Origin of the sequence: Streptomyces sp. NPDC001513, from assembly GCF_042894695.1 — a bacterium.
Taxonomy (GTDB): domain Bacteria; phylum Actinomycetota; class Actinomycetes; order Streptomycetales; family Streptomycetaceae; genus Streptomyces.
Genome location: NZ_JBIAVU010000013.1, coordinates 236,958 through 257,884, shown reverse-complemented (window position 1 = coordinate 257,884; position 20,927 = coordinate 236,958). Strand labels below are relative to the sequence as shown.

The 20,927-nt window shown below is 69.6% G+C and carries 24 protein-coding genes; 12 read left to right on the top strand and 12 right to left on the bottom strand.

All coding sequences use genetic code 11. The annotated features are described in order from the left end of the window. Positions 1-13: 13 nt before the first annotated feature. Positions 14-409: a nuclear transport factor 2 family protein gene (locus ACFYZ4_RS28425; RefSeq protein WP_351302920.1), complete on the bottom strand. Its 396-nt coding sequence runs from the start codon at positions 407-409 to the stop codon at positions 14-16. Between the two features lie 107 nt (positions 410-516). Here ACFYZ4_RS28425 and ACFYZ4_RS28420 point away from each other — a divergent pair, with 107 nt between their 5' ends. Then, positions 517-1,107, top strand: a complete 591-nt coding sequence (locus tag ACFYZ4_RS28420; RefSeq protein ID WP_390785172.1) for a GNAT family N-acetyltransferase — start codon at positions 517-519, stop codon at positions 1,105-1,107. Positions 1,108-1,156: 49 nt separating this feature from the next. On the opposite strand, the gene ACFYZ4_RS28415 is transcribed toward ACFYZ4_RS28420, so the two are convergent. Further along, complete coding sequence (locus ACFYZ4_RS28415) at positions 1,157-3,226, bottom strand: MFS transporter (RefSeq protein WP_351302926.1); 2,070 nt, start codon at positions 3,224-3,226, stop codon at positions 1,157-1,159. A 631-nt stretch (positions 3,227-3,857) separates the two neighbouring features. Here ACFYZ4_RS28415 and ACFYZ4_RS28410 point away from each other — a divergent pair. After that, positions 3,858-4,346 carry a peptidoglycan-binding protein gene (locus tag ACFYZ4_RS28410; RefSeq protein WP_390785171.1) on the top strand — a complete coding sequence of 163 codons (489 nt, stop codon included), beginning with the start codon at positions 3,858-3,860 and terminating at the stop codon, positions 4,344-4,346. A gap of 148 nt (positions 4,347-4,494) precedes the next feature. Beyond that, the gene (locus tag ACFYZ4_RS28405) at positions 4,495-5,178 is read left to right on the top strand and encodes an HAD-IA family hydrolase (protein WP_390785170.1); all 684 of its coding nucleotides are present in this window, start codon (positions 4,495-4,497) and stop codon (positions 5,176-5,178) included. A 731-nt stretch (positions 5,179-5,909) separates the two neighbouring features. Here the strand turns inward: ACFYZ4_RS28405 and ACFYZ4_RS28400 are convergent. Beyond that, positions 5,910-6,371: a hypothetical protein gene (locus tag ACFYZ4_RS28400; RefSeq protein ID WP_351291183.1), complete on the bottom strand. Its 462-nt coding sequence runs from the start codon at positions 6,369-6,371 to the stop codon at positions 5,910-5,912. Between the two features lie 171 nt (positions 6,372-6,542). Between ACFYZ4_RS28400 and ACFYZ4_RS28395 the strand changes: the two genes are divergently transcribed. After that, positions 6,543-7,394 carry an IS982 family transposase gene (locus tag ACFYZ4_RS28395; protein WP_390785169.1) on the top strand — a complete coding sequence of 284 codons (852 nt, stop codon included), beginning with the start codon at positions 6,543-6,545 and terminating at the stop codon, positions 7,392-7,394. 111 nt (positions 7,395-7,505) lie between these two features. Here ACFYZ4_RS28395 and ACFYZ4_RS28390 read toward each other — a convergent pair whose 3' ends face one another. The 3 genes from ACFYZ4_RS28390 to ACFYZ4_RS28380 form a co-directional block, all read right to left on the bottom strand. Beyond that, positions 7,506-7,985 carry a hypothetical protein gene (locus ACFYZ4_RS28390; RefSeq protein WP_351291181.1) on the bottom strand — a complete coding sequence of 160 codons (480 nt, stop codon included), beginning with the start codon at positions 7,983-7,985 and terminating at the stop codon, positions 7,506-7,508. Then, positions 7,982-8,494 carry a putative immunity protein gene (locus tag ACFYZ4_RS28385; RefSeq protein ID WP_351291179.1) on the bottom strand — a complete coding sequence of 171 codons (513 nt, stop codon included), beginning with the start codon at positions 8,492-8,494 and terminating at the stop codon, positions 7,982-7,984. Before ACFYZ4_RS28385 ends, ACFYZ4_RS28390 begins: the two co-directional genes overlap by 4 nt. A 106-nt stretch (positions 8,495-8,600) precedes the next feature. After that, complete coding sequence (locus tag ACFYZ4_RS28380) at positions 8,601-9,233, bottom strand: hypothetical protein (RefSeq protein WP_351291177.1); 633 nt, start codon at positions 9,231-9,233, stop codon at positions 8,601-8,603. A 184-nt stretch (positions 9,234-9,417) separates the two neighbouring features. Here ACFYZ4_RS28380 and ACFYZ4_RS28375 point away from each other — a divergent pair, with 184 nt between their 5' ends. Further along, positions 9,418-9,819, top strand: a complete 402-nt coding sequence (locus ACFYZ4_RS28375; protein ID WP_351291175.1) for a DUF6193 family natural product biosynthesis protein — start codon at positions 9,418-9,420, stop codon at positions 9,817-9,819. On the opposite strand, the gene ACFYZ4_RS28370 is transcribed toward ACFYZ4_RS28375, so the two are convergent. Continuing rightward, positions 9,812-10,186 carry a transposase gene (locus ACFYZ4_RS28370; protein ID WP_390785202.1) on the bottom strand — a complete coding sequence of 125 codons (375 nt, stop codon included), beginning with the start codon at positions 10,184-10,186 and terminating at the stop codon, positions 9,812-9,814. The two genes, ACFYZ4_RS28375 and ACFYZ4_RS28370, sit on opposite strands and share 8 nt — an antisense overlap. 253 nt (positions 10,187-10,439) lie before the next feature. On the opposite strand from ACFYZ4_RS28370, the gene ACFYZ4_RS28365 reads away from it, so the two are divergent. Further along, positions 10,440-10,664 (top strand): hypothetical protein, encoded by a 225-nt coding sequence (locus ACFYZ4_RS28365; protein WP_351291173.1) that lies wholly within the window; start codon positions 10,440-10,442, stop codon positions 10,662-10,664. 395 nt (positions 10,665-11,059) lie between these two features. On the opposite strand, the gene ACFYZ4_RS28360 is transcribed toward ACFYZ4_RS28365, so the two are convergent. Both ACFYZ4_RS28360 and ACFYZ4_RS28355 read right to left on the bottom strand, forming a co-directional pair. Continuing rightward, positions 11,060-11,617: a DinB family protein gene (locus ACFYZ4_RS28360; protein ID WP_351291197.1), complete on the bottom strand. Its 558-nt coding sequence runs from the start codon at positions 11,615-11,617 to the stop codon at positions 11,060-11,062. A gap of 214 nt (positions 11,618-11,831) precedes the next feature. After that, complete coding sequence (locus ACFYZ4_RS28355) at positions 11,832-12,413, bottom strand: TMEM165/GDT1 family protein (RefSeq protein ID WP_030711384.1); 582 nt, start codon at positions 12,411-12,413, stop codon at positions 11,832-11,834. Between the two features lie 598 nt (positions 12,414-13,011). Between ACFYZ4_RS28355 and ACFYZ4_RS28350 the strand changes: the two genes are divergently transcribed. The 4 genes from ACFYZ4_RS28350 (at position 13,012) to ACFYZ4_RS28335 (ending at position 17,168) form a co-directional block, all read left to right on the top strand. After that, entirely contained in the window at positions 13,012-13,656 is a 645-nt protein-coding gene (locus ACFYZ4_RS28350; protein ID WP_351291195.1) for an HNH endonuclease family protein, read from the top strand. 95 nt (positions 13,657-13,751) lie between these two features. Beyond that, positions 13,752-15,425: an alkaline phosphatase D family protein gene (locus ACFYZ4_RS28345; RefSeq protein ID WP_351291171.1), complete on the top strand. Its 1,674-nt coding sequence runs from the start codon at positions 13,752-13,754 to the stop codon at positions 15,423-15,425. 286 nt (positions 15,426-15,711) lie between these two features. Further along, entirely contained in the window at positions 15,712-16,341 is a 630-nt protein-coding gene (locus ACFYZ4_RS28340) for a VTT domain-containing protein (protein ID WP_351291169.1), read from the top strand. Positions 16,342-16,652: 311 nt separating this feature from the next. Next, complete coding sequence (locus ACFYZ4_RS28335) at positions 16,653-17,168, top strand: hypothetical protein (protein ID WP_390785168.1); 516 nt, start codon at positions 16,653-16,655, stop codon at positions 17,166-17,168. A gap of 45 nt (positions 17,169-17,213) precedes the next feature. On the opposite strand, the gene ACFYZ4_RS28330 is transcribed toward ACFYZ4_RS28335, so the two are convergent. After that, on the bottom strand, positions 17,214-17,441 hold the full coding sequence (locus ACFYZ4_RS28330; RefSeq protein ID WP_189736681.1) for a DUF2277 domain-containing protein: 228 nt from the start codon (positions 17,439-17,441) through the stop codon (positions 17,214-17,216). Between the two features lie 123 nt (positions 17,442-17,564). Here ACFYZ4_RS28330 and ACFYZ4_RS28325 point away from each other — a divergent pair, with 123 nt between their 5' ends. Continuing rightward, positions 17,565-17,639, top strand: coding sequence for a 50S ribosomal protein bL37 (locus ACFYZ4_RS28325; protein WP_100661309.1), 75 nt, complete (start codon positions 17,565-17,567; stop codon positions 17,637-17,639). 345 nt (positions 17,640-17,984) lie between these two features. Then, positions 17,985-18,656 (top strand): hypothetical protein, encoded by a 672-nt coding sequence (locus tag ACFYZ4_RS28320; RefSeq protein ID WP_351291165.1) that lies wholly within the window; start codon positions 17,985-17,987, stop codon positions 18,654-18,656. Between the two features lie 591 nt (positions 18,657-19,247). Here the strand turns inward: ACFYZ4_RS28320 and ACFYZ4_RS28315 are convergent. Beyond that, positions 19,248-19,937: a DUF4389 domain-containing protein gene (locus ACFYZ4_RS28315; RefSeq protein ID WP_351291163.1), complete on the bottom strand. Its 690-nt coding sequence runs from the start codon at positions 19,935-19,937 to the stop codon at positions 19,248-19,250. A gap of 288 nt (positions 19,938-20,225) precedes the next feature. Beyond that, positions 20,226-20,651, bottom strand: coding sequence for a HEAT repeat domain-containing protein (locus ACFYZ4_RS28310; protein ID WP_351291161.1), 426 nt, complete (start codon positions 20,649-20,651; stop codon positions 20,226-20,228). Positions 20,652-20,927: the final 276 nt, after the last annotated feature.

Sequence of the window (20,927 nt, the reverse complement as noted above, 5' to 3'; positions counted from 1 at the left end):
GGCGTCTTCCGCGTCAGCCCCAGAAGGCGTCTTCCTCGTCGATGTCCGCGGTGCACTGGTCGATGTCGGTGATCTTGTGGCCGACGATCGTGAAGAAGAGCCCTTGGCGGATCTCGATGCCGCGGTCGCCGCGGTCACCGCGCGCCGTGTGGAAACTCATCACGTGCCCCCGCCCGTCCGCCAGTACCGATTCCAGGTGGACCTGGAAGGTGCCGTTCGTCTCCTCGCCGAGCCGGCGGTAGAAGTCGAGCACGTTCTCGCGGCCCTTGTGGTGCCCGGACAGGGGATGGCCGCCGGGGACGTGGTGGATCACGTCGGCCGTCAGCAGCGTGCCCATCATCTCCATGTCGCCCTTGCCGAAGGCCTCGTAACCGCGGCGGATCAAGGCACAGTCGGGATGCTCTGCCATGGCGTTTCACACCCTCCGGGTACGCGCGAAATGTCCTTTTCCTATCATCGGCCCGGCGTTGTGGATATTCCACGCGGGAGTTCCGCCGCGAACTCCACAATGACTCCATGAACACGATCAACACACACAGTGACCAGCTCGGCTGGGCCGACGACAAGCTCGGCAGCGACCACCTCACGACCACCGCGCCCGTCACCACCACCGCGTCGACGGCCTCCGCGTCGTGGACCGTCGTCCCCGAACCCGTCACCTCTCCCGACGCCACCCTCCTGCGCCGCGCGTACTACGCGGAGGTCGCCGGCCGGTACTGGAACCGGCAGGTCACCGAGGCCGAGATCGACCAGGGGCTGCTGGACTTCCCGGACGACGGGCTGCTCCCTCCGACGGGCCGGTTCGTCGTGGGCCGGCGCGGCGGCGAGCCCCTCGCGTGCGGCGGTCTGCGCCTGCTCGACCCCGCCACCGCCGAGCTCACCAAGGTGTACGTCGACCCGCGCGCCCGCGGTACCGGCGGCGGGGCGGCCCTGCTCGAAGCGCTGGAGGCACAGGGCCGTGCGCTGGGCGCGGAGCGGGTCCGGCTGGACACCCGGTCGGATCTCGTCGAGGCCCGCGCGTTGTACGCGCGTCACGGGTACGCGGAGATACCCGCGTACAACTCGGGCCCGTACGCAGAGCACTGGTTCGAGAAGCGCCTGGTCTGACTCCGCAGGAGCCCACCGCACGGCACTGGTTTCTCACACGGCACCGGTTCTAGTGCGCGGCGTGATCCCGTCGCGGCGCGGCGTCGTACGGCTCCTCGGCGTCGGATCCGCACAGCTCCGTGTTGATCTCCTCGACCAGCTTGATCAGGTCGGTCGGGCGGTCCGGGCCCCACCAGTCGCCGAGCAGCTCGGCAAGGGATTCCTGCCGGGCCTCGGCGAGCCTCTCGGCGGTCTCGCGCCCCTTGTCGGTGAGGATCAGCGCCAGCCCCTCCCGGGTGGCGAGCCCGCGCCCCTCGACCTGGCGGGCGGCGTCCGTGACGGCCTTCAGCGGCACGTTGGTGCGCTCGGCGAGCAGCGCGGGCTCGGTGGAGCCGTACTTCTTGATCCGCAGCAGCAGCCAGCTGGCCGCGGGCAGCAGGTCGTAGCCCGCCTTCGCGGTGATCTTCTCGTAGACGTGACGGCGGCCCTCGCGGGTGCCGAGGACCGACAGTGCGCGGGCGACCTCGTCGCGCGAGGAGCGATGGACCGGGTTGGAGGCCAGGGTCTCGGTCACATCGGGTGCGGTGACCGAGGTGCGGAGCTTGTCCTCCTTCAGGAAGCAGGCGATCACGAAGGCGACCAGGACGATCGGCACGGCGTAGAGGAAGACGTCGGTGATGGCTTCGGCGTAGGCGTCGAGCACGCGGGGACGAATGCCGGCCGGGAGCGCGGTGATGGCCCGCGGGTCGGCCTCCAGCTGCGCGACGCCGGCCCCGGCGGGCAGCTGGACACCCGCGAGGGAGGCGGCGAGCTTGTTGTCGAGCCCGTTGGTGAAGACCGTGCCGAAGATCGCGACGCCGAAGGAGGCGCCGATGGAGCGGAAGAAGGTGGCACCGGAGGTGGCGACGCCGAGGTCGGCGTAGCTGACGGCGTTCTGCACGACCAGGACGAGCACCTGCATGACCAGGCCGAGACCGGCGCCGAAGACGAAGAAGTAGATGCTCATCTCCCAGGTGGAACTGGTGCGGTGCAGCTGGTGCAGGAGGAGCAGGCCGATGGCGGTGACGCCGGTGCCGGCGATCGGGAAGACCTTCCAGCGGCCGGTGCGGCTGACGATCTGGCCGGAGGCGGTGGAGGAGATCAGCATGCCGAGCACCATCGGCAGCATGTGGACGCCCGACATGGTCGGTGAGACGCCCTGGACGACCTGGAGGAAGGTCGGCAGGTAGACCATCGCGCCGAACATCGCGAAGCCGACGACGAAGCTGATCGCCGAGCAGAGCGTGAAGGTGCGGATGTGGAACAGGCCCAGCGGCAGGACGGGTTCGGCGGCCTTGCGTTCCACGAAGACGAAGACGGCGAGCAGTGCGGCGCCGAGGACGGCAAGGCCGATGATCCGGGCCGAGCCCCAGCCCCAGGTGCCGCCGAGGGAGGCGACGAGGACGAGGCAGGTGGCGACGCAGGCGATGAGGAAGGTGCCGATGTAGTCGATGGTGTGCTTGGAGGAGCGTGCCGGGATGTGCAGGACGGCGGCGATGACGACGAGCGCGACGAGACCGATGGGGAGGTTGATGTAGAAGACCCAGCGCCAGGAGAGGTGGTCGACGAAGAGGCCGCCCAGCAGCGGGCCCAGCACGCTGGTCGCGCCGAAGACGGCACCGAAGAGGCCCTGGTACTTGCCGCGTTCGCGGGGCGGGACGATGTCGCCGACGATCGCCATCGACAGCACGATCAGTCCGCCGCCGCCCAGGCCCTGGAGGGCGCGGAAGCCGATGAGCTGGGGCATGTCCTGGGCGAGCCCGCACAGCGCCGACCCGATCAGGAAGATGACGATGGCGTACTGGAAGAGCTTCTTGCGTCCGTACTGGTCGCCGAGCTTCCCCCACAGGGGGGTGGCCGCGGTGGAGGCGAGCATGTAGGCGGTGACGACCCAGGACAGGTGCGCCATGCCGCCGAGTTCGCTGACGATGGTCGGCAGGGCCGTGGAGACGATGGTCTGGTCGAGCGCGGCGATCAGCAGGCCCAGCAGCAGGGCGCCAATGGAGACGAGGACCTCGCGGGAGGTGTGTTCGGAGGCGGGACCGGACTTCTGCGGGCCGTGACCGGGGCCTACGGCATCCGTGGTCACATCCTGAGCCATCGATTCCTCCTCAGGCCGGATCAACATCTCCATCCTGAGCGGTGTGTCCGGTTATGGCCTCTCGGGCCGGTTGGGAGCACTCCTGCGGGTCTGCATAATCGCAGGCAACAGCCAGGGAGGGAGTCCAGTGAACGGTGAGCACTGTCCAGATTGCGGCGCTGTCGGCGCCGGCTGCGGGTGTGCGCCGGGTGTGGGTTTCAACCCCCTGCGCATCCGTCCGTACGTGACGTTGTCCGACCCGGGCGAACCGGACCCCGAGGTGTCCCCGCCGCCGATATCCGGCGTCGTGACCCCGGACCCGCGCCCGGCGCCCGCGCAGGCGCAGGCGCCGGACGACACCCCGGCGTACGGCATACCCGTGCCACCGCCAACCGGCCCGTGGCAGGACGGGCCACCGGTGCACGCCCCGCATCCGGCCGAAACGACCCGGCTCCGCGCCATCCCGGAACCGGCCCACACAGGCGGAGGCAGAGCCGAAAGCAGAGGCGGAGGCAGAGGCAGAGGCAGAACGGGCGGGGGAGGGGGTGGGGGCGGGGGCGGGGGCCCGGAGAAGCGGAACGGCTCCGGTTCACGCCGCCCGCTGGCGCTGCTCCTCGGGGCCGCGGCGGTGGTCGCCCTCAGCGGAACGGCCATGGCGGTCTGGGTGCTCCCGAGCGATTCGCCGAGCGAGGTCACCGTGCTCGACGCGAAGGCGCCGACGCCCGCGGTGAGCGCCGTCCCGGCCGCGCCGTCCACGACCCCGACCCACACCCAGGCCTCGGGCAGCCCGTCCGCCTCGGCCTCGCCTTCGCCGAGCGCCTCGAAGTCGGCGTCACCGTCCCCGTCACCGAGCGCGTCCCGTACGTCCGCGCCCCCGTCCCCGAGCCCGTCGCCCAGCGCGAGCCGCTCGTCCGCCCCGCCGCCCTCGCAGGCCCCGATCCTGCGGTACGGCGACTCGGGTCCGGAGGTGGAGAAGCTGCAGCGGCTGCTGTCGGCGCAGGGCCTGTACCGCGGCAAGTTCCACGGGAAGTTCGACTGGCGGGTCGAGGACGCGCTGTCGCAGTTCCAGTACTCCCGCGGCATCGACGGCCAGGAGTGGGGCATCTACGGTCCGGTGACCCGCAAGGCGCTGGAGGGATAGCCCGTAGGGACAGGGGTCACACCCCGGCTGGTGGCGCGGACGGCCTTTCGTTTTGTATCGTGTGGGAACAAAGTGGTTCCGTCCTCATTCCCTGACCGGTGGACGGAACCACTTGTTCTCTTTTCCCGCCCCGTCTGGAGCCCCGCCGATGCCGGCCAGCACCACCACCGCACCCGTCGTCCTCACCGCCAAGGCACTGCTCCTGGACATGGACGGCACGATCGTCAACTCCGACGCGGTGGTCGAGCGGTGCTGGCGCGACTGGGCGCTGTCCAACGGTCTGGACCCAGAGGAAGCCCTGAAGGTGGTGCACGGCCGCCAGGGGTACGCCACCATGGCCGTCCTCCTGCCGGACCGCCCGATGGAGATCAACCACGCCGAGAACGCCGTGATGCTGGCCCGCGAGACCGCCGACACCGACGGTGTGGTCCCGGTCGCGGGCGCCCCGGCGTTCATGGCGGCGATCGCCGCCCTGCCGCACGCCCTGGTCACCTCCGCGGACGCCGCCCTGGCCACGGCCCGGATGACGGCCGCCGCCCTGCCGATGCCCGCGATACGGGTCACGGCCGAGTCCGTCCAGGCCAGCAAGCCCGATCCCGAGGGCTTCCTCAAGGGCGCCGCCGCACTGGGCGTGGACCCGGCCGACTGCATCGTGTTCGAGGACTCGGCCGCGGGCATCGCCGCCGGCCTCGCGGCGGGCATGCGCGTGATCGGCGTGGGCCCCCGCGCAGCCACCCACGCCCCGACGACCCACGTCCCGGACCTGACGACCCTCACGGTGACGAACACCCCGGACGGCTCGATCCAGCTCACGGTGGGTGCGACGGGCTGAGGCCGGGGCGGGGGCCGGGCTTCGGGGGGCGGGCTTCGAGGCCGGGCGGGATCAGAGAAGCGCGGGCGGGGTTTCCCGTCAGTCTCATCGTCCTTCCGCGTCGGGCCGGCCCCTCAAGGGCGCTCCCTTCGGTCGCGTCGCTACGCGATGGCCTGCGGCCACCCTTGACCGACCGACCCGCCACGAAAACCCGAAGACAGCCGAGAAACCCCAAAAGAACGAGCCGGGCGAACGGACCAGGGACGACCCCATCACAGATATCCGGGCGGACCGGGGCGCGCATCAAATCGCTACGCGCTCCCGCTCGTCTCAGCGTCCGCCGACCGTCCTGGGCTGGACATAGGCCGCCACCGATCGCTACACGCTTCGCACGTCTCGGCGTCCGCCGACCGTCCTGGGCTGGACATAGGCCGCCACCGATCGCTACACGCTTCTCACGACTCGGCGACTACCGACCGTCTGGGGACGGACATGGGCGCGATGGCAGCGGCCATCGCGCCCATGGCTAGACGAGTCATTCCGAAGTGATCGTGATCAGCTTGTCGATGGGCCAAGGGGCCATTCGATGGCCTGCTGCTGGCCCGTGGACATGCACGCCTCCTGCGCCAAGGCGGGCTTGCGTCCCTCGAGAAGCCGGCGAAGTAGATGATGCTCGCCGCACAATGGAGGCCGGAGCTGGTGCTGCTTGCCCCGGGCCGCTCACAGCAGTTGCCGAATCCCTCCCCGGGGTTTCAATTCAGCTGGTCGCGCACGAGATCAAGGAATGCCTGTCGGCTCGGACGGATGTGCGCCCAGACCTTCTCATCCTGTGGCTCTCCCGGGTCTTCGGGGCCCTTCCTGATCACTTCCTGTACTGCCCACGCGAGGCTACGTGCCGCTTCGCTGACCTCAGACGTGCACAGCACGTGGATCGTCTTCTGCATCACCCACACCCTGTCAAGGACCTGCCTTGCCCGGGCCTGCCACTGCTCGTCAGCCAGGTTGTCGTGATGCCGATCCACCGCGACTCGTTCAGCTTCCTGCACCGCAGACAGAAATTCGATGAGGTGAGTGAGACGCTCGTTGCGGCGCGCCTCGGCAAGTTCACGAACACTGCGGCGCGCCTCGCCGCGTTCCAAGGCGCGTCCTGCCGAGCGCTGGGCCAGCATCGACATGAACCCGCCGAGCAGGACGCCGATGAGCGGCGCAAGCATTGTCCACACAACGTCCGATTATGCACACCGATGGCATGAGCATGGCGCGGGGTTCGGCAATCTCGGGCCGGACCGGGACACGCCAACGGCCAGGTCGTCGCAGCCTTCGACAACGGCGGGCAGCCCCCTGCCGGCGGCCGGAGAGACAGACAGGGCGGCCAAGATCGTTCTGTGACGAATGACCTGGACGCCCTGCTCACCGCACTGTATGTGAAGATCGACGACGAGATCACGGACACCCGGTGGCTGGGACGCCCTCCCCGGCTGACCGATTCCGAGCTCGTCTGCCTCGCCGTCGCCCAGGCGATGCTGGGCTTCACCAGGTGGCTGCGGTTCGTTGGCTCCTGCCTCGGCGAGATGTTCCCCTTCGTGCCGAGGCAGCCGGGCTGGAACAAGCGGCTGCGGGCGGCGCTGCCGCTGGTCAAGCGGGCTATACGGCTCCTTGCGACGGACACCGACTCCTGGTTCGACAACCACTGGATCATCGACTCCACCCCGGTCGAGTGCGGCCGGTCACGCCCCACGGTGAAGCGGTCGGACCTGGCAGGCTGGGCCGGATACGGATACTGCGCCAGCCATTCCCGATTCTTCTGGGGCCTGCGGCTATACCTGGTGTGCACCCCGACCGGTATGCCGATCTTGTGGTCCCTTGCGAACCCGAAGCTGGACGAGCGCGAGGTGCTGACGGCGATGTTGGATCGTGAGCCGGACACAGTCACCGACCGCCCCGGCCTGCTGGTGATCACGGACAAAGGCTTCGCCTCCAAGGAATTCGAGACCGATCTGGCCATGCGCGGGGCAGAGCTGCTGCGGCCCTCGTTCAAGCGGGAGAAACGCCGCAAGGGCGAGTCGGTGAACGACACCTTCAAAGGCCAGCTCGGCCTGGAACAACACGACGGCCGGACCTTTGAGGGCGTCGCCGTCCGCGTCGCCCAACGCGTCCTCGCGCTGGCCGCAGCAATCTGGCACAACCACAAGACCGGACAGCCAATCACACGGTCCCTGATCGCCTACGACCACTGATCACTTCGGAATGACTCATCTAGGAGCCGTCGAGTGCCCATCTGATCAGGCGCTGGTGAGGGGCCTGGCAGGAATCGGGCTCATCGGGAGGATCTCTCCAGGGCGAGCGGGTCAGCGGGTATCAGGGACACGCTTCGGATGGGCGGACTCGCCGGTGAGGCAGGCGTGGCACAGGCATCGGTCCGGGTGCGGACTGGAGGGCGCGATCTTTGCCCGGTACTGGCGCGCATACGTCTCCAGCGTCGCGGAGGCGGTCCCTGCGTAGTCCTCGCCGAACCCATGGAGGTGTCCGGCCTCGCTCAGCTGCTCCAAGGCACGCGGCGTGTGGACGAGCTTCGGCCGGAAGCTGTGCAGGTGGCGCGTCGCCGTGTCGATGGCTATCCACCTGCTGGTGTGCCGTTCGCGGCCGATCACAGTGACCCTCTCGCCTCCCGGGCCCCAGTACACATGGGCGACGTACACCTTCGCCCCGCCCTTGAAGCTCTTCGTCCCCGGGCGTAGTTCCTGGCCGCCTGTTCCGCACCGACGCCAAGCCACAACATTCGCCGCTACCAGCCAGACCGGCTCCGGCCGGTCGCCTGACTCGCTCACTCGAAGACCGACCAGCAGATGTCGTTGCGCAACCGCTGGTCGTCCAGGACCAGTTCACGAATCGCTCCCGGGAGCTGTTCGCGCTGCCAATCGCATTCGAGCCTGCCGGCGCTCTCGCCCTCCCGTCCGGGGGCCGTCGCGCGCACGGCCTTGATCGCGTAGGCCGCGGCGCCAAGCTCGTGTGCGGCGACGTGCGCCACCACCGCCGCCTGGCCGGCCGCAAATGCGGCGTGCCGAGCGGCTCCGCTCAGCACTCTTGCCGCAGCCATGGCATGGCCGCCCGCGGCGCGGGACTGAGACATCTTGATCTCGCCGCGCGTCCATGCGCGGATCTGCTCGATCGCCTCGCGGGGCCGTGGGTCCGAGGGCTCCACCGACTCGAAGAGGTGCAGAACGTGCTCTGCGCAATCGGCAGCCCACAAGGCCAGGAGCCGATGGTCAGGGTCCGTAAGCGTCCCCCCACGACGGATGGTGATGAAGCGGGGGTCGCGATCTTTCGGAAGAATCATGGTGTCCCAAGGGATCGACTGAGAGCGCCCAACGTCAGTACGTGAAGGCAGAGTTGGCCACTTTTGCGACCGCACCCCATGCGAGTGCGACGAGCCACTGGATCTTCTAGTCGTCAGTGACGGGGTACATGTAGGCGTAGGGATCGGGCTCACCGGTGTCCGGGTCCAGCCCGGCCAGCTGCCGTCGATGTTGCTCGCGCCAGCTGACGAAGGTGTCCGTCTGCTTCCAGAGGGACTCATCGCCGAGTGGGCACGCGTCGAACTGACCCAGCATCATGCGGGTGATGAACTGGACCATGCCGCAGTCGAACAAGGCCCAAGCCGACTCGCCCCACGGGTGGTGCCGACGCCAGGCCACGACGGGCCACTTGTCCGGGTCGGGGTCGTTCATGAGCCAGGCCATCTCGTTGGCGTTCATCCCAGAGCCCCAGGGCAGAACTGCATCTGCACCGAGCGTCACACCCGGAACACCGGAGTCGCTATCCCAAAGCCCGCGCAGGCCGGCTGTCATGCTTCCGATGTGGCACGCTTCCCACCCGGGCACGTCACTCGGAAGCGGCGGCAAAATGACGAGCTCTCCGAGGTCACCCACGCCGTACGTGTCCAGTAGAGCCTTGTAGTCACTGGGCAGCTTGGTGCCCAGCGCAGCTTCGGCCGCATCCCAGTCGATCCGCTCGCCACCGGCCAAGTCTGCCGGCACAAGATCGAGCAATACGGCCACGTCAGGATGAATGCCCATGGCACCCTCCCCCTCGAGTAGATGATCAGCAACCCTAGCCGCGCGGGCTGACACCACCGTCACCCTCAGACCGCGTTTGAGATCTGCTCTGGCAGATGCGGTACCGGTGAAGCAGTGCTCATCAGCGAGGAAGGCGAACGGCGGCCTACGAAGCAGCCGTTGCAGAGTCAGCTAATGTCCGAGCATGACAAAGAAGGACATACCCGGGACAGCACCAGACGACCCGGTGGCAGCCAAGTGGCAGGTCGTGCGGGACCTGGGCGATAACCTCATCGACACAGCGCTGGTAGAGGCGGCATACGCAACCCCCACCCTCCGGGCTCTGTTTCCGCTGGTCAGCCATGGATCGCTGCAGTTCAGCCGGTGCACCCGCTTCCCTTGGTCACAAGACCTTCCCTCGATCTTCCCCCACGGCGAAGGGCACTTCCATGTTCTTCGGCTGCATGAGCCGCGCGGTTCGGGGCGGGAGCAGATCGGTGGCACCGTTACTGGCGATGAGGCCGTGGAACTCGTAGCCTCGCACCTCCCCCCAGGCTGTGGCCCTGCCCTTGACGGCACGCCCGACGACCTCGAATCGCTCAGCTGAGTCGAATAGCGTGTCCGGCTGCGGTGCGTACGAGCGGGTGCGGGCCCGGCCGCGTCGCCGATCGGCCACGGGTGAGGACCATGATGCCGATCATCGCCCAGCGAATCACGGTCTCGGACCGGGCCGGAATGGTCTCGTAGTCCCGGGCGCCGGCGCTCGGCTCGGCATTGCGGCCGTCAGCCTCGCGCACCCCGTCCCGCAGTGCGTCGTGGACGCGCTCGACGGTGCCGTCGTCGTGCCACCAGGTGAAGTACCAGTACACCGTTGGCCAGGGCGGGAAGTCCTTCGGCAGCTGCCGCCAGGCGCACCCGGTCCGCACCACGTAGAAGATCGCGTCCACTGCTCGTCCGTCAGGTCCGACGGATATCCGCCCCCAGAACCACTCACGGAGAGTTCAACGAGCACGTCAGCCCACGGCTACGGCAGATCTCAAACGCGGTCTCAGACAGCGGCTATGGCAGCCAAAAAGGCCCACAGTCCGCCCCCAACGCGGCCTCGCATGGCAGCTGTCAAGCCACGACATTCAGCGACATGACGCCGCCCACCCGATCAAGCTCAATTGAGACACGGGCTAGCCCGCCCACCAGCCGTCCTTCCATTCCCCACCGAGGAGGATCCCCATGCCCCGCACCCGGCGTCTCGCCCTGTTCACCGCCGTGACCGCGCTGGCCGTGGGCGGCGTCGCACTATCCTCCGGCGCACTCACCACCCCCACGATCGCCATCGCCGAAAAAGAACCGACTCCAAAGATCGACGATCGCGATGACAGCACAGAATTCAGCTTTCTGGAAATCGTGAATTCTTGGCGCAACAGCATGTTCAATGACGTGTCGGAATTGAATTAATCGCGCAACCCCAGACGGCTGGCAGACGCCGGAACCAGCGAAGCGCGTAGCGATCTGTGGCGGCTTATGTCCAGCCCAGGGCGGCTGGCAGACGCTGAGACGAGCGGGAGCGCGTAGCGATGTGGTGCGCACCCGGGACCCTCACCCGGATATCTGTGATGGGGCCGTCCCTGGTCCGATGGCCCGGCTCGTTCTTTTGGGGTTTCTCGGCTGTCTTCGGGTTTTCGTGGCGGGTCGGTCGGTCAAGGGTGGCCGCAGGCCATCGCGTAGCGACGCGACGAAGGAGCGCCCTTGAGGGGCCGGCCCGACGCGGAAGGACGATGAGACTGACGGGAAACCCCACCCGCGCCTCTCTGATCCCGCCCAGCCGAGACCCCGCCCCCGAAGCCCCCGCCCTACTGGCCCACTCGCCCGTCGATGCGTTCCCGTAGAAAGTCCGCGTGGCCGTTGTGGCGGGCGTATTCCTCGATCATGTGGACCATGACCTCGCGGAGCTCCATCGGCTCGTCACCCGCACTCCCCGCACTCCCCGCACCTCCCGCACCTCCCGCGTCGCCCGTCACGTCCAGGCTGGGGGCCTGCGCGACGAGTTGTTCCGCGAAGGCGACTTCGGCTCGCCAGGTCGCCCACGCGTCCGCGACCATCGCGGGGTCGGCCACCGCGCCGGTGAACTCGCCCGCGGGTCCGTCCTCCGAGCGGTAGTGGCGGCGTACGTCCTGGCCCGCCATGACCTGCCGGAACCAGTACTGCTCGACCCCCGCGAGGTGGCGTACGAGACCCAGCAGGGACAGGTTGGACGGTTCCACCGAGCGGCGCGCGAGGGCCTCCGCGTCGAGGCCCGCGCACTTGAGCTCCAGCGTCAGCCGCTGATCGCGCAGGTAGCCGGCGAGCACGGCCCGTTCACCCCGGAACCCACCATCCGTGCGGGTGTCCTCGTCGGGGTGGACGAACATGTTGGACCAGCCGAACCGGCGATCCGAGGTGGGGACGGGTTCGGCCTGGGGCGCGGGTTCGGCGCTGGTGTCGGTCACGCGCACGAGCGTGACCGGTACACGCACTTCCCGCAACGGGATATCCCAGCCCCCACCCCAGCCCACCTCAGCCGGCCCCGCCGGCCCGCCAACCCGCCAACCCGCCAGCGCGTCAGCCCGTCAGCCCGTCAGCCCGTCAGCCCGCGATCGCCTCGTACAGCGAGAAGACGGCCAGCGCTGCCATCACCGCGGCCGCGATCTTGGTGATGAGTCGCAGCGGCACGTACTTCATCAGGGTGCGCCCGCCCAGGATGCCGATGCCCGCGACCGCCCACAGGGCCAGTACGGCGCCGATGCCGACGGAGACGGGGTCGTCGTACCGCGCGGCGAGGTTCGCGGTCATGATCTGGGTCAGGTCACCGAATTCCGCCACCAGGATCAGCATGAAGCCGGCCCCCGAGACCTTCCAGAAGGACTGGTCGGCGGGCGGCTTGACCTCCTCCTCCCCGTCGTCCTTCTTCAGGAGCAGCATGGCCGCGCCCAGGAGGAAGAGGATGCCGACGACGGCCTGGACGAGGCGGTGCGGGAGCAGGGTGAGCACGCTGCCGGCGGCGATCGCGAGGGCGACGTGTACGGCGAAGGCGGCGGCGACGCCCGCGAAGACGTAGGAGGCGCGGTAGCGCGTGCCGAGCATCAGGCCGGCGAGGGCCGTCTTGTCGGGGAGTTCGGCAAGGAAGACGACGCCGAAGGCGATCGCCGTGATGCTGAAGCTGAACACGGGGGTGGAACCTCAATCGGTCGGGCAGGACGCCAGCGGTACCGAGAGACCTGGGGTGTTTCAGGGGTCGCTTCGGCTCGGCGGCGCCCTGGTGTGCGTATGCGCGTACGAAACGCGCCCACGCGTGGACAGGACACTGCGGCCGAAGGTCTCGCTGGCCGGCCGCTGTGCGTGGCCTGCCTCCGGGCGCCGGCTGGGGTGACCCAGCAGTATGTCGACGGTCCGGCGAAGAGCTACTCCCCTTCTGCTCCGAACAGAATACGCGACGCCCTCAGCCGGCCGAAATAGGCCTTTGGTCACGCCATGCCCCATCCCAGGGCGCCCCCTCGGCCCCCCACCGACTCCCCACCGGGCTCCCCCTCGGCCCCCCACCGGCCCCCCTCGGCCCCTCACCGGCTCCCCACCGACCCTCCACCAGGCACGGAATCTCAACTTCCATTTAAATCAGGCCCCTTGCCCGACTTGATGTGACGTGCTCATGTCGCCACGCTGTCACCTGGCGCCCACCCTCTCGAAACCCGGCGCCGTCAGCATGGCCACGCCCCGCCGGGGCCGCACGGCCACACCCCCCGCACCCAGGGAGCCCCTCATGGCACTCATACCCAACGTCTACGCGCGTCGAATTGGCGTGCTCGCGTCAGCGGCGGCCCTTGCCGCGCTCACCTCCCTCCTCAACGCCCCGACCGCCCAGGCCGCCCCGCCCACCCCCATCAGCGCCTCGGCCGCCCGCGCATACCTGGCCACCGTCACGCCGAAGGCCGAGGGGTCCACCAGCGGCTACAGCCGCGACCTCTTCCCGCACTGGAGCACCGTCTCCGGCAGTTGCAACACCCGCGAGACCGTCCTCAAGCGGGACGGCGTGAACGTCGTCCAGGACTCGTCCTGCGCCGCGGTGAGCGGAAGCTGGTACTCCGAGTACGACGGTGCCACCTGGACCGCCGCCTCCGACCTGGACATCGACCACGTCGTCCCGCTCGCCGAGGCCTGGCGTTCCGGTGCCAACTCCTGGACCACGAGCACCCGCCAGCAGTTCGCCAACGACCGCACGCGCCCGCAGCTCATCGCGGTCACGGACAACGTCAACCAGGCCAAGGGCGACCTCGACCCCGGCAAGTGGCTGCCTCCGCGGACGGCCTACCGTTGTACGTACGCACGGATGTGGGTCCAGGTGAAGCAGTACTGGGGCCTGAGCATGGACTCGGGTGAGAAGACGGCCCTGGTCAACATCCTCAACGGCTGCTGACCCGAGTCCGCCGATCTTTCCCCCGCCAGGGGGAGGCGTGGCTCCCCCTCCCCGTCGTACCGTGATCGAAGGGGCTACGGAGGAGGGGGAGTTGCATGGCCGGACTGCGTCTGGGGCCACTGCTGCGCCACGTCGACTGGGACACGGGCGGATCGGCCACGATATGGGTCGAGGCGGACCGCCCGTGCACGGCCGAGGTGCGGTGCACCGACGGGGCGAGCGGCAGCGCGCGCACCTTCCAGATAGCCGGTCACCACTACGCGCTGGTGCCGGTGACCGGCCTGACCCCGGGCGCGACCACGGCGTATGAGGTGCTGCTCGACGACCGGCCGGTGTGGCCCCTGCCCGACAGCGGCTTCCCGCCGAGCACGATCACCACCCCGGCGGTGACCGGCCCCGGCCGTGCGACCCCGGGCCGTGCGGCCCCCGGGCTGCGCGTCACCTTCGGCTCCTGCCGGCAGGCCGCGCCGCCCGCCGGCAAGCACGGGCCGCACGGCGCGGACGCGCTCGACACCCTCGCGGCGCGGCTGGCGGCGGACCCGGAGGCGGTGCGTCCGGACGTTCTGCTGCTGCTCGGCGACCAGGTGTACGCCGACGCGCTGTCCAAGGAGACCCGGCAGTGGCTCGCGGCCCGACGGGATCTGCGGGAGGCGCCGGGCGCCCAGGTCGCGGACTACGAGGAGTACACGCGGCTCTACTACGAGTCGTGGCTCGACCCGGAGATCCGCTGGCTGCTGTCGACCGTGCCCAGCCTGCACATATTCGACGACCACGACGTGATCGACGACTGGAACACGAGCGCGGCGTGGCTGGCGGAGATGCGGGCGACGCCGTGGTGGCGGGAGCGCGTGCTCAGCGGGCTGATGTCGTACTGGGTGCACCAGCACCTGGGGAATCTCTCGCCGGCCGAGCTGGCGGCGGACGAGCTGTACGCGGCGGTCCGGGACACCCCCGACGGTACGGAGGTGCTACGGGCCTTCGCGTCCGCGGCGGACGCCGATCCGGGCACGGTGCGCTGGAGCTACCGGCGCGACTTCGGCCGGACCCGGCTGCTGATGGTGGACACGCGGGCCGCGCGGGTGCTGGCCGAGGACGGGCGGGCGATGCTCGATCCGGCGGAGCAGCAGTGGCTCCGGGAGAACGCCCTCGCCGGGCACGGAGGTTATGACCATCTGCTGATCGGGTCCTCTCTGCCCTGGCTGATGCCGCCGCTGATCCACGATGCCGAGACGTGGAATGCCGCGCTGTGCCGTGGGGAGCGGGGGCCGCGGTGGGCGCGCATCGGGGAGGATCTGCGCCGGCGCAGCGATCTGGAGCACTGGGCGGCGTTCCCGGCCTCGTTCGCGGCGCTGACCGATCTGATCGAGGAGGTGGGCACGGGGCCGCGGGCCCCGGCGACGGTGTGCGTGCTCTCGGGGGACGTGCATCACGCGTATGTGGCCGAGCCCCGAATACCGAGTACCGCGCGGGTGTTCCAGCTGACGTGCTCGCCGGTTCACAATTCGATCCACACGGCGGTGAAGTGGGGATTTCGGCTGGGCTGGTCGCGGACGGGCCGGTGGCTGGGGCGCGGCTTCTCGCTGCACGGGCGGACGGGGCGGCCGCCGCTGAACTGGCGGCGTACGGGTGGGCCGTGGTTCGGGAACCAGCTGATGACGCTGGCGCTGTCGGGTCGGACGGCTCGGCTGCGGCTGGACCAGGCGCGGAAGAACCGCGAGGGGGCCCGGCTGGTGACGGTCCTGGACCGGGACCTCACGGCGGCGGAGTAGCGGACCGGGCGGGATCGGGGGGACCCGGTGGGCTCGGGGCGTCGAAGGTGGCGGTTACGGGGCGGGGACGGACGGGGGCCTGCGGGCCCAGAACGGCGGGGGCCGCTCGGGCAGCGGACCGCGATGGTGGCGGAGTTGACGTGGCGGCGGTGTGGCTACCGCCCCGGGCTCCCGGGGTACGGGGGCCGGGCGTACGCTGTATGGCTGTCAAGCCGCTCCTGCCGCTCCCCCGCGACGTCGCGGCGCTTCATGCCGCAGCACGTCAACCGGACTGGGGAGTCCCGTTTTGCTTGAGACGCTGGGGTCGCTGACCGCGAGCCCATGGATCTACGCCCTGGTGGCGGTGTCCGTCGTGCTCGACGTCTTCCTTCCGGTGCTGCCGAGCGGGGTGCTGGTGATCACCGCTGCGGCGGCCGCAGCGGCCGCCGGTGCGGCGGGACCGGTGCCGGTGCCCGCGCAGGTCCCGGACATCCTGCTGCTGCTGGTCATCGCCACGACGGCCTCGGTACTGGGTGACATGGCCGCGTACCGGCTGGGCCGGCGCGGCGGAGCCCGACTGGACCGGGCCATCGCCCGCTCCCGCCGGCTGACCCGCGCCCACGAGCGCCTCGGCACGGCCCTGGCACGCGGTGGTGGCGCCCTGGTGGTGATCGCGCGGTTCGCCCCGGCCGGGCGTTCCGTGGTGTCCCTGGGCGCGGGCAAGACGCAGCGCAAGGTGGCGGAGTTCCTGCCCTGGTCGGTCCTGGCGGGCATGGCCTGGGCCGGCTACAGCGTCGCCCTCGGCTACTTCGGCACCCAGTGGCTGGGCACCCAGTGGCTCGGCACCGCCCTCTCGGTCGTCGCCCTCTTCGCCGCGGGCGCCTTGGCGGCCTTCCTCGTCCGCCGCCCGCCGACGACGGCGACTCCTGCGGCGTAGGGCGCACTCCTCGGGCCGGGCCGCCGGCGGAGGCGACTCCGGGAGCAGGATGTCCGCGGGCAGTACGTCGGCGGGCAGTACGTAGGCGGGTCGTACGTCTGCGGTCAGGACGTCGGCCGACAGCCCCGGGGGCTGCCGGCTCCCCTCGGGGCTGTCGGCTCCCCCGGGCGGAGCAGTGGCTCACCCGTTCACCCGGCCCCGATCGCCGCCTCCGGCCCGGGCTCCTAGCGTCCACAGCACGGTGCGCAACCGAATCCGCGTCACATCCGTGCCCTGGCCGCGCCGTTTCGAGGAGCCAAGGAGTTCTCTCCATGCCCGCCAAGCCGCCTGCCACGTCACCCGTCACATCCCGACGCCTGATGGCCATCGCGGCCGCGACCCTCATCGTCGCCGCCGCTCCCGCCACGTTCGCGTACGCCGCTCCCTCCGCCGGCGTCTCCCCCACCACCGTCGCCCCGGGCGGCCGGGTCTCCCTCAATGTCGACGGCTGCGGGACCAGGACCGGCCGGGCCACATCGACCGCGTTCAGCGAGGTCCGGCTGACCCCCGGCAATCTGGAGGCCACCAACCTCTACGGCAGCGCCACCGTCTTCCGCGACGCCAACCCGGGCACGCACCGCGTCACCTTCGAGTGCGGTGGCGCGGGCGGCGAGCGCGTCACCGTCTCGCTTCAGGTCGCCTCCGGCGCGGCACGCGGCGGTACGGGCGGCAGCATCGGCTCCATGAGCCCTGGGCAGATCGCCGTCGGCGGCGCGCTCGCCGCGGGTGCACTGGGTGCCGGAATCTGGGTGCTGCGCCGCCGCGCCGCGGGAACCGGGACCGCGTAGACGGCGTAGGCCGGGAGGGCAGGGAAGCCGGGTCCGAGGTCCCGGCTACGCCGGGGCGGCGGCCTGTCCCCGTACGTGCACACCGTCGAGCAGCGCCGCGGTGGCCTCGGCGACGGCGTCCACGGCCGCCTCGAACACCTCGCGGTTGTGCGCGGCCGGCACCCGGAAGCCGGACACCTTCCGTACGTACTGGAGGGCGGCGGCCCGGATCTCCTCCTCGGTGGCCTTCTCGGGGATGGCGGGCGGGCGCAGGGTCTTAATGGAACGGCACATACCCCCACTATCCCGCCGTCGGGGCGGCTCGACCCCGGATGGGGCAGAGCTGATGCGGAGGTTCGGGGCCGAATCTAGACTGACGAAGTCATGAAAAGTCACCAATTGAGGGAGACTCGCACCATGGCCAAACGAGGCAACAAGCGTCGGGCCCGCAAGAAGAAGAAGGCCAATCACGGCAAGCGCCCCAACGCCTGAAACCGCTCGAACGAAAGACCCCCGACCAGCACCGGTCGGGGGTCTTCGCACGTTCAGGTCGGAGTGGGGGCCTGTTCCAGAAGGCCGAGGGCGCGGTTGTGGAACGCGCGGTCGGCATCCCGGCACGGAGCGCCGAAGTACAGCCCTTGCGCTTCCGAGAGCCCGCACCCTTCAGGTACTGCTGGAGCGCGCCCCCGTCATGCCCCTGCTCCCGCGCGGGCCGCGCGGCCGCGCGGGCCTACGTGGGTCTGTCAAGTCCCGAATTCCGGTGACATGACGTGCCACGCGCTCAGCGGGCCTACTGGAATCTCCCCGCACAACCTTTCCCACAGAAGGAGAACTCTTATGATCCGCACTTCTCGAAAGCACCGTTTCACCATGCTCGCCGTTTCGGCCGCGCTCGTCGGAGGAGGCGCACTGCTGCCCACCAGCGCATTCGCCGCCCCGGCAACGCACACCACCGAGGCGACCAACGCCGCGGCCAGTCATTTCGACCACGGCAAGGGTGACCACGGCGGCAAGGGCAAGGACAACAAGCGAGGGAAAAAGAAGAACAAGGGCAAGGGCAAGAAGAACAGGCCCCGCGACGTGGAGAACATGCCGGGCTGCAAGTTCTTCAAGAGCAAGGTGTACTGCGAGCACAAGCCCGAGCCCAACCCGGCCCCGGAACCCAACCCGGCCCCGGGCACCCCGCCGACGACCCCGGGCACGGAAACCCCGCCCGCCCCGGGCACCGAGACCCCGCCGGCGCCGGGAACTGAGACCCCTCCGGCCCCCGGCACGGAAACCCCGCCCGCTCCCGGCACGGAAACCCCTCCGGCTCCGGGCACGGAGACCCCGCCTGCCCCCGGGACGGAGACCCCGCCTGCCCCGGGCACGGAGACCCCGCCCGCCCCCGGCACCGAGACTCCGCCCGCCCCGGAGACGGAGACCCCGCCGGACCACGGTGGCGACACCCCGCCCGCGACGGACACCCCGACGGACACGGGCATGGGACCGGCCGAGGGCGAGCACTAGTACCGGCTTCCCCGGATACGGCGGCCGCTCGGGTTCCCTCAGGGACCCGAGCCCCGCCAACAAGTGAAACCACACGCAAAGGCCCCCGACCGGTCACGGTCGGGGGCCTTTGCACGTAGCGAGCTCGGACGCCGGCGCACCACCGAAATCCACCCCCTGCACAGCCTCCACAGCCTGCACAGCCGCCACGTGCACGTCACGCCGCTGCCGGCCCAGCCCACTTCCCGCCCGGCTTCCTGGCCCTCCCCCCCTCCTGCCGACCTCGCCTGGTCCATTTCCCTTGGTGCCGCCAGCACCGCGACGTTCCCTTCAACGTCAGGTTGGAACAGCGCTTTCCGCCCTCGATGGGCCACCCGCATTTCCCCTGCTTCCATTCGGTCAAGAGGACCTCCAGCAGTCACGGCTCGTCGGCTGGCAACAAGCATGAGCAGCCGACGCCCAGACACAAAGAGCGCACACTCGGCGCCCTGCGACAGCGGCGAGCGCATACCCGGATCCCGAAGTGGGAGGAGTCCCTGCACCGCCCGCAGACGCCACGACGAGAGCCCCCACCGCAAACGGTGGGGGCTCCGCACACGTGAATTCGAACGGTTATCCGCTGCCGGCCGGCTCCACGACGCCTGCCACGGGCTCGCTTCCTCCCATGTCCAGCCGGAACGGCGGGTACTTGTCGGTCATCAGATACGCGTAGACGAGCACGCGCAGCGTCCACCGCACCAGGCCCATCAGGAAGTCGAACAGCCCCCTGGGATAGCTCCCGGTGCACATCAGGATCACCACCGCGACCAGGGTGAGCAGGCCGATGAGACCGGAAGAGAACGGACTGTAGTCGTCGAGGTACCGGTACGCCTTCCAGCTGCTGGTGAGCATCAGCATGATCACCAGCAGCTGTGGGAGGACCAGCAGCCACTTGACCAGGACCAGTCCGCGGGAGAGCTTCTCGGGATAGGCGATGTCGACACGGATCGGATAGCCGGGCACGTCTTTGAGCGTGAACGGCGGGTACTCGTCGGTACCCATCACCGCGGAGGAGTAGTAGTTGACGCGCGTACCCCAACGTATGACCCCGACATTGAAATCGAAGAGTGGCCGGGGGTAGCGGCCCGTGATGAGGATGCTGAAGAACGCGACGATGCTCAGCAGCACGAACGCGACCTGCAGGAAGAACAGAACGATGTAGTGCGGAATGGCAAGGAACCATTTCACCAGCCACTTCCATCGCGTCAGCCGGGGGTCCAACGTTGCTTCGACACACAGGGGATGGGCGGGAGCGGGAAACATGCTGCCACGTCCTTTCTTGCCTGGGGAGTGGGATACGTGTCCCGCACATCGCATCGCCAGGGCTGTTCCGGACGGCGTTCACGGGCCACTGGCTCTTCCTGAGCCGTATCGCCATTAGCCCCCGGCGTTCGCATCCCGTCATGCCCCGAAATCCCGTGGCAGGAAAACCCGTGACTTGACGCCCGGCAGCCACCCGATACGCAGCACATGGGGGCGCGCCGCGGCACGCGAAGGCCCCCGCGTACCCGATGGGGGGCTTCGTACTGGTGCGCGTGAGGTGCGCGTGGGCTATGGGGCCGGCCAGTTGGCCAGGCGGGCGCGGGCCGCTTCGGCGATCACCGGCCAGGGGTCGTCGACGAGCCGTGCGACCGCGGACCGTGGCGAACGCGAGTGGGTGGCCACGGTATTGCGGACCGCGTCGTGGGGATCGTCCGCCAACTGCTCCAGGAGTTCCGACGGGCAGGAGTGCCTGCCCAGAACGCGATGCCGCACCCGCCAGTCGTCGTCCTTGATCAGCTCAGCCAGGACTTCCGGCGGGCAGGTGCGGTTGTGGGCCGCCCAGAACCGCATCTCCGGATGCTCGTGCACCAGTTGCCACCACACGCTCGGCGGCATGCTCGCCCACGCCGAACGGTCGTACTCCGCAGGATCCTCGCTGAGGCGCAGGCGTATGAACTCCTCGACGGAGGCGATCTCGGGAAAACGAGCCGACATGCCGGGACGGTAACCCACCGCGCCCAGGACCGCCGCACCCGGCCACACTGCATGGCCTCGTTGCCGTCGAACGGAGATGCAGAAGGCCCCCGACCATTGCTGGTCGGGGGCCTTTGTGCTGGTGGGCGCGGACGGTTTCGAACCGCCGACATCTGCTTTGTAAGTTCGCCCAGCGACGGATGGGGCCAGGCAACCAGCCAGCTCCCACTACGCCGGAGGGCTTACTCAGTCAGCACGGACCCGTTGATGTACGCCCACGTTGCCGTCAGCGACTGC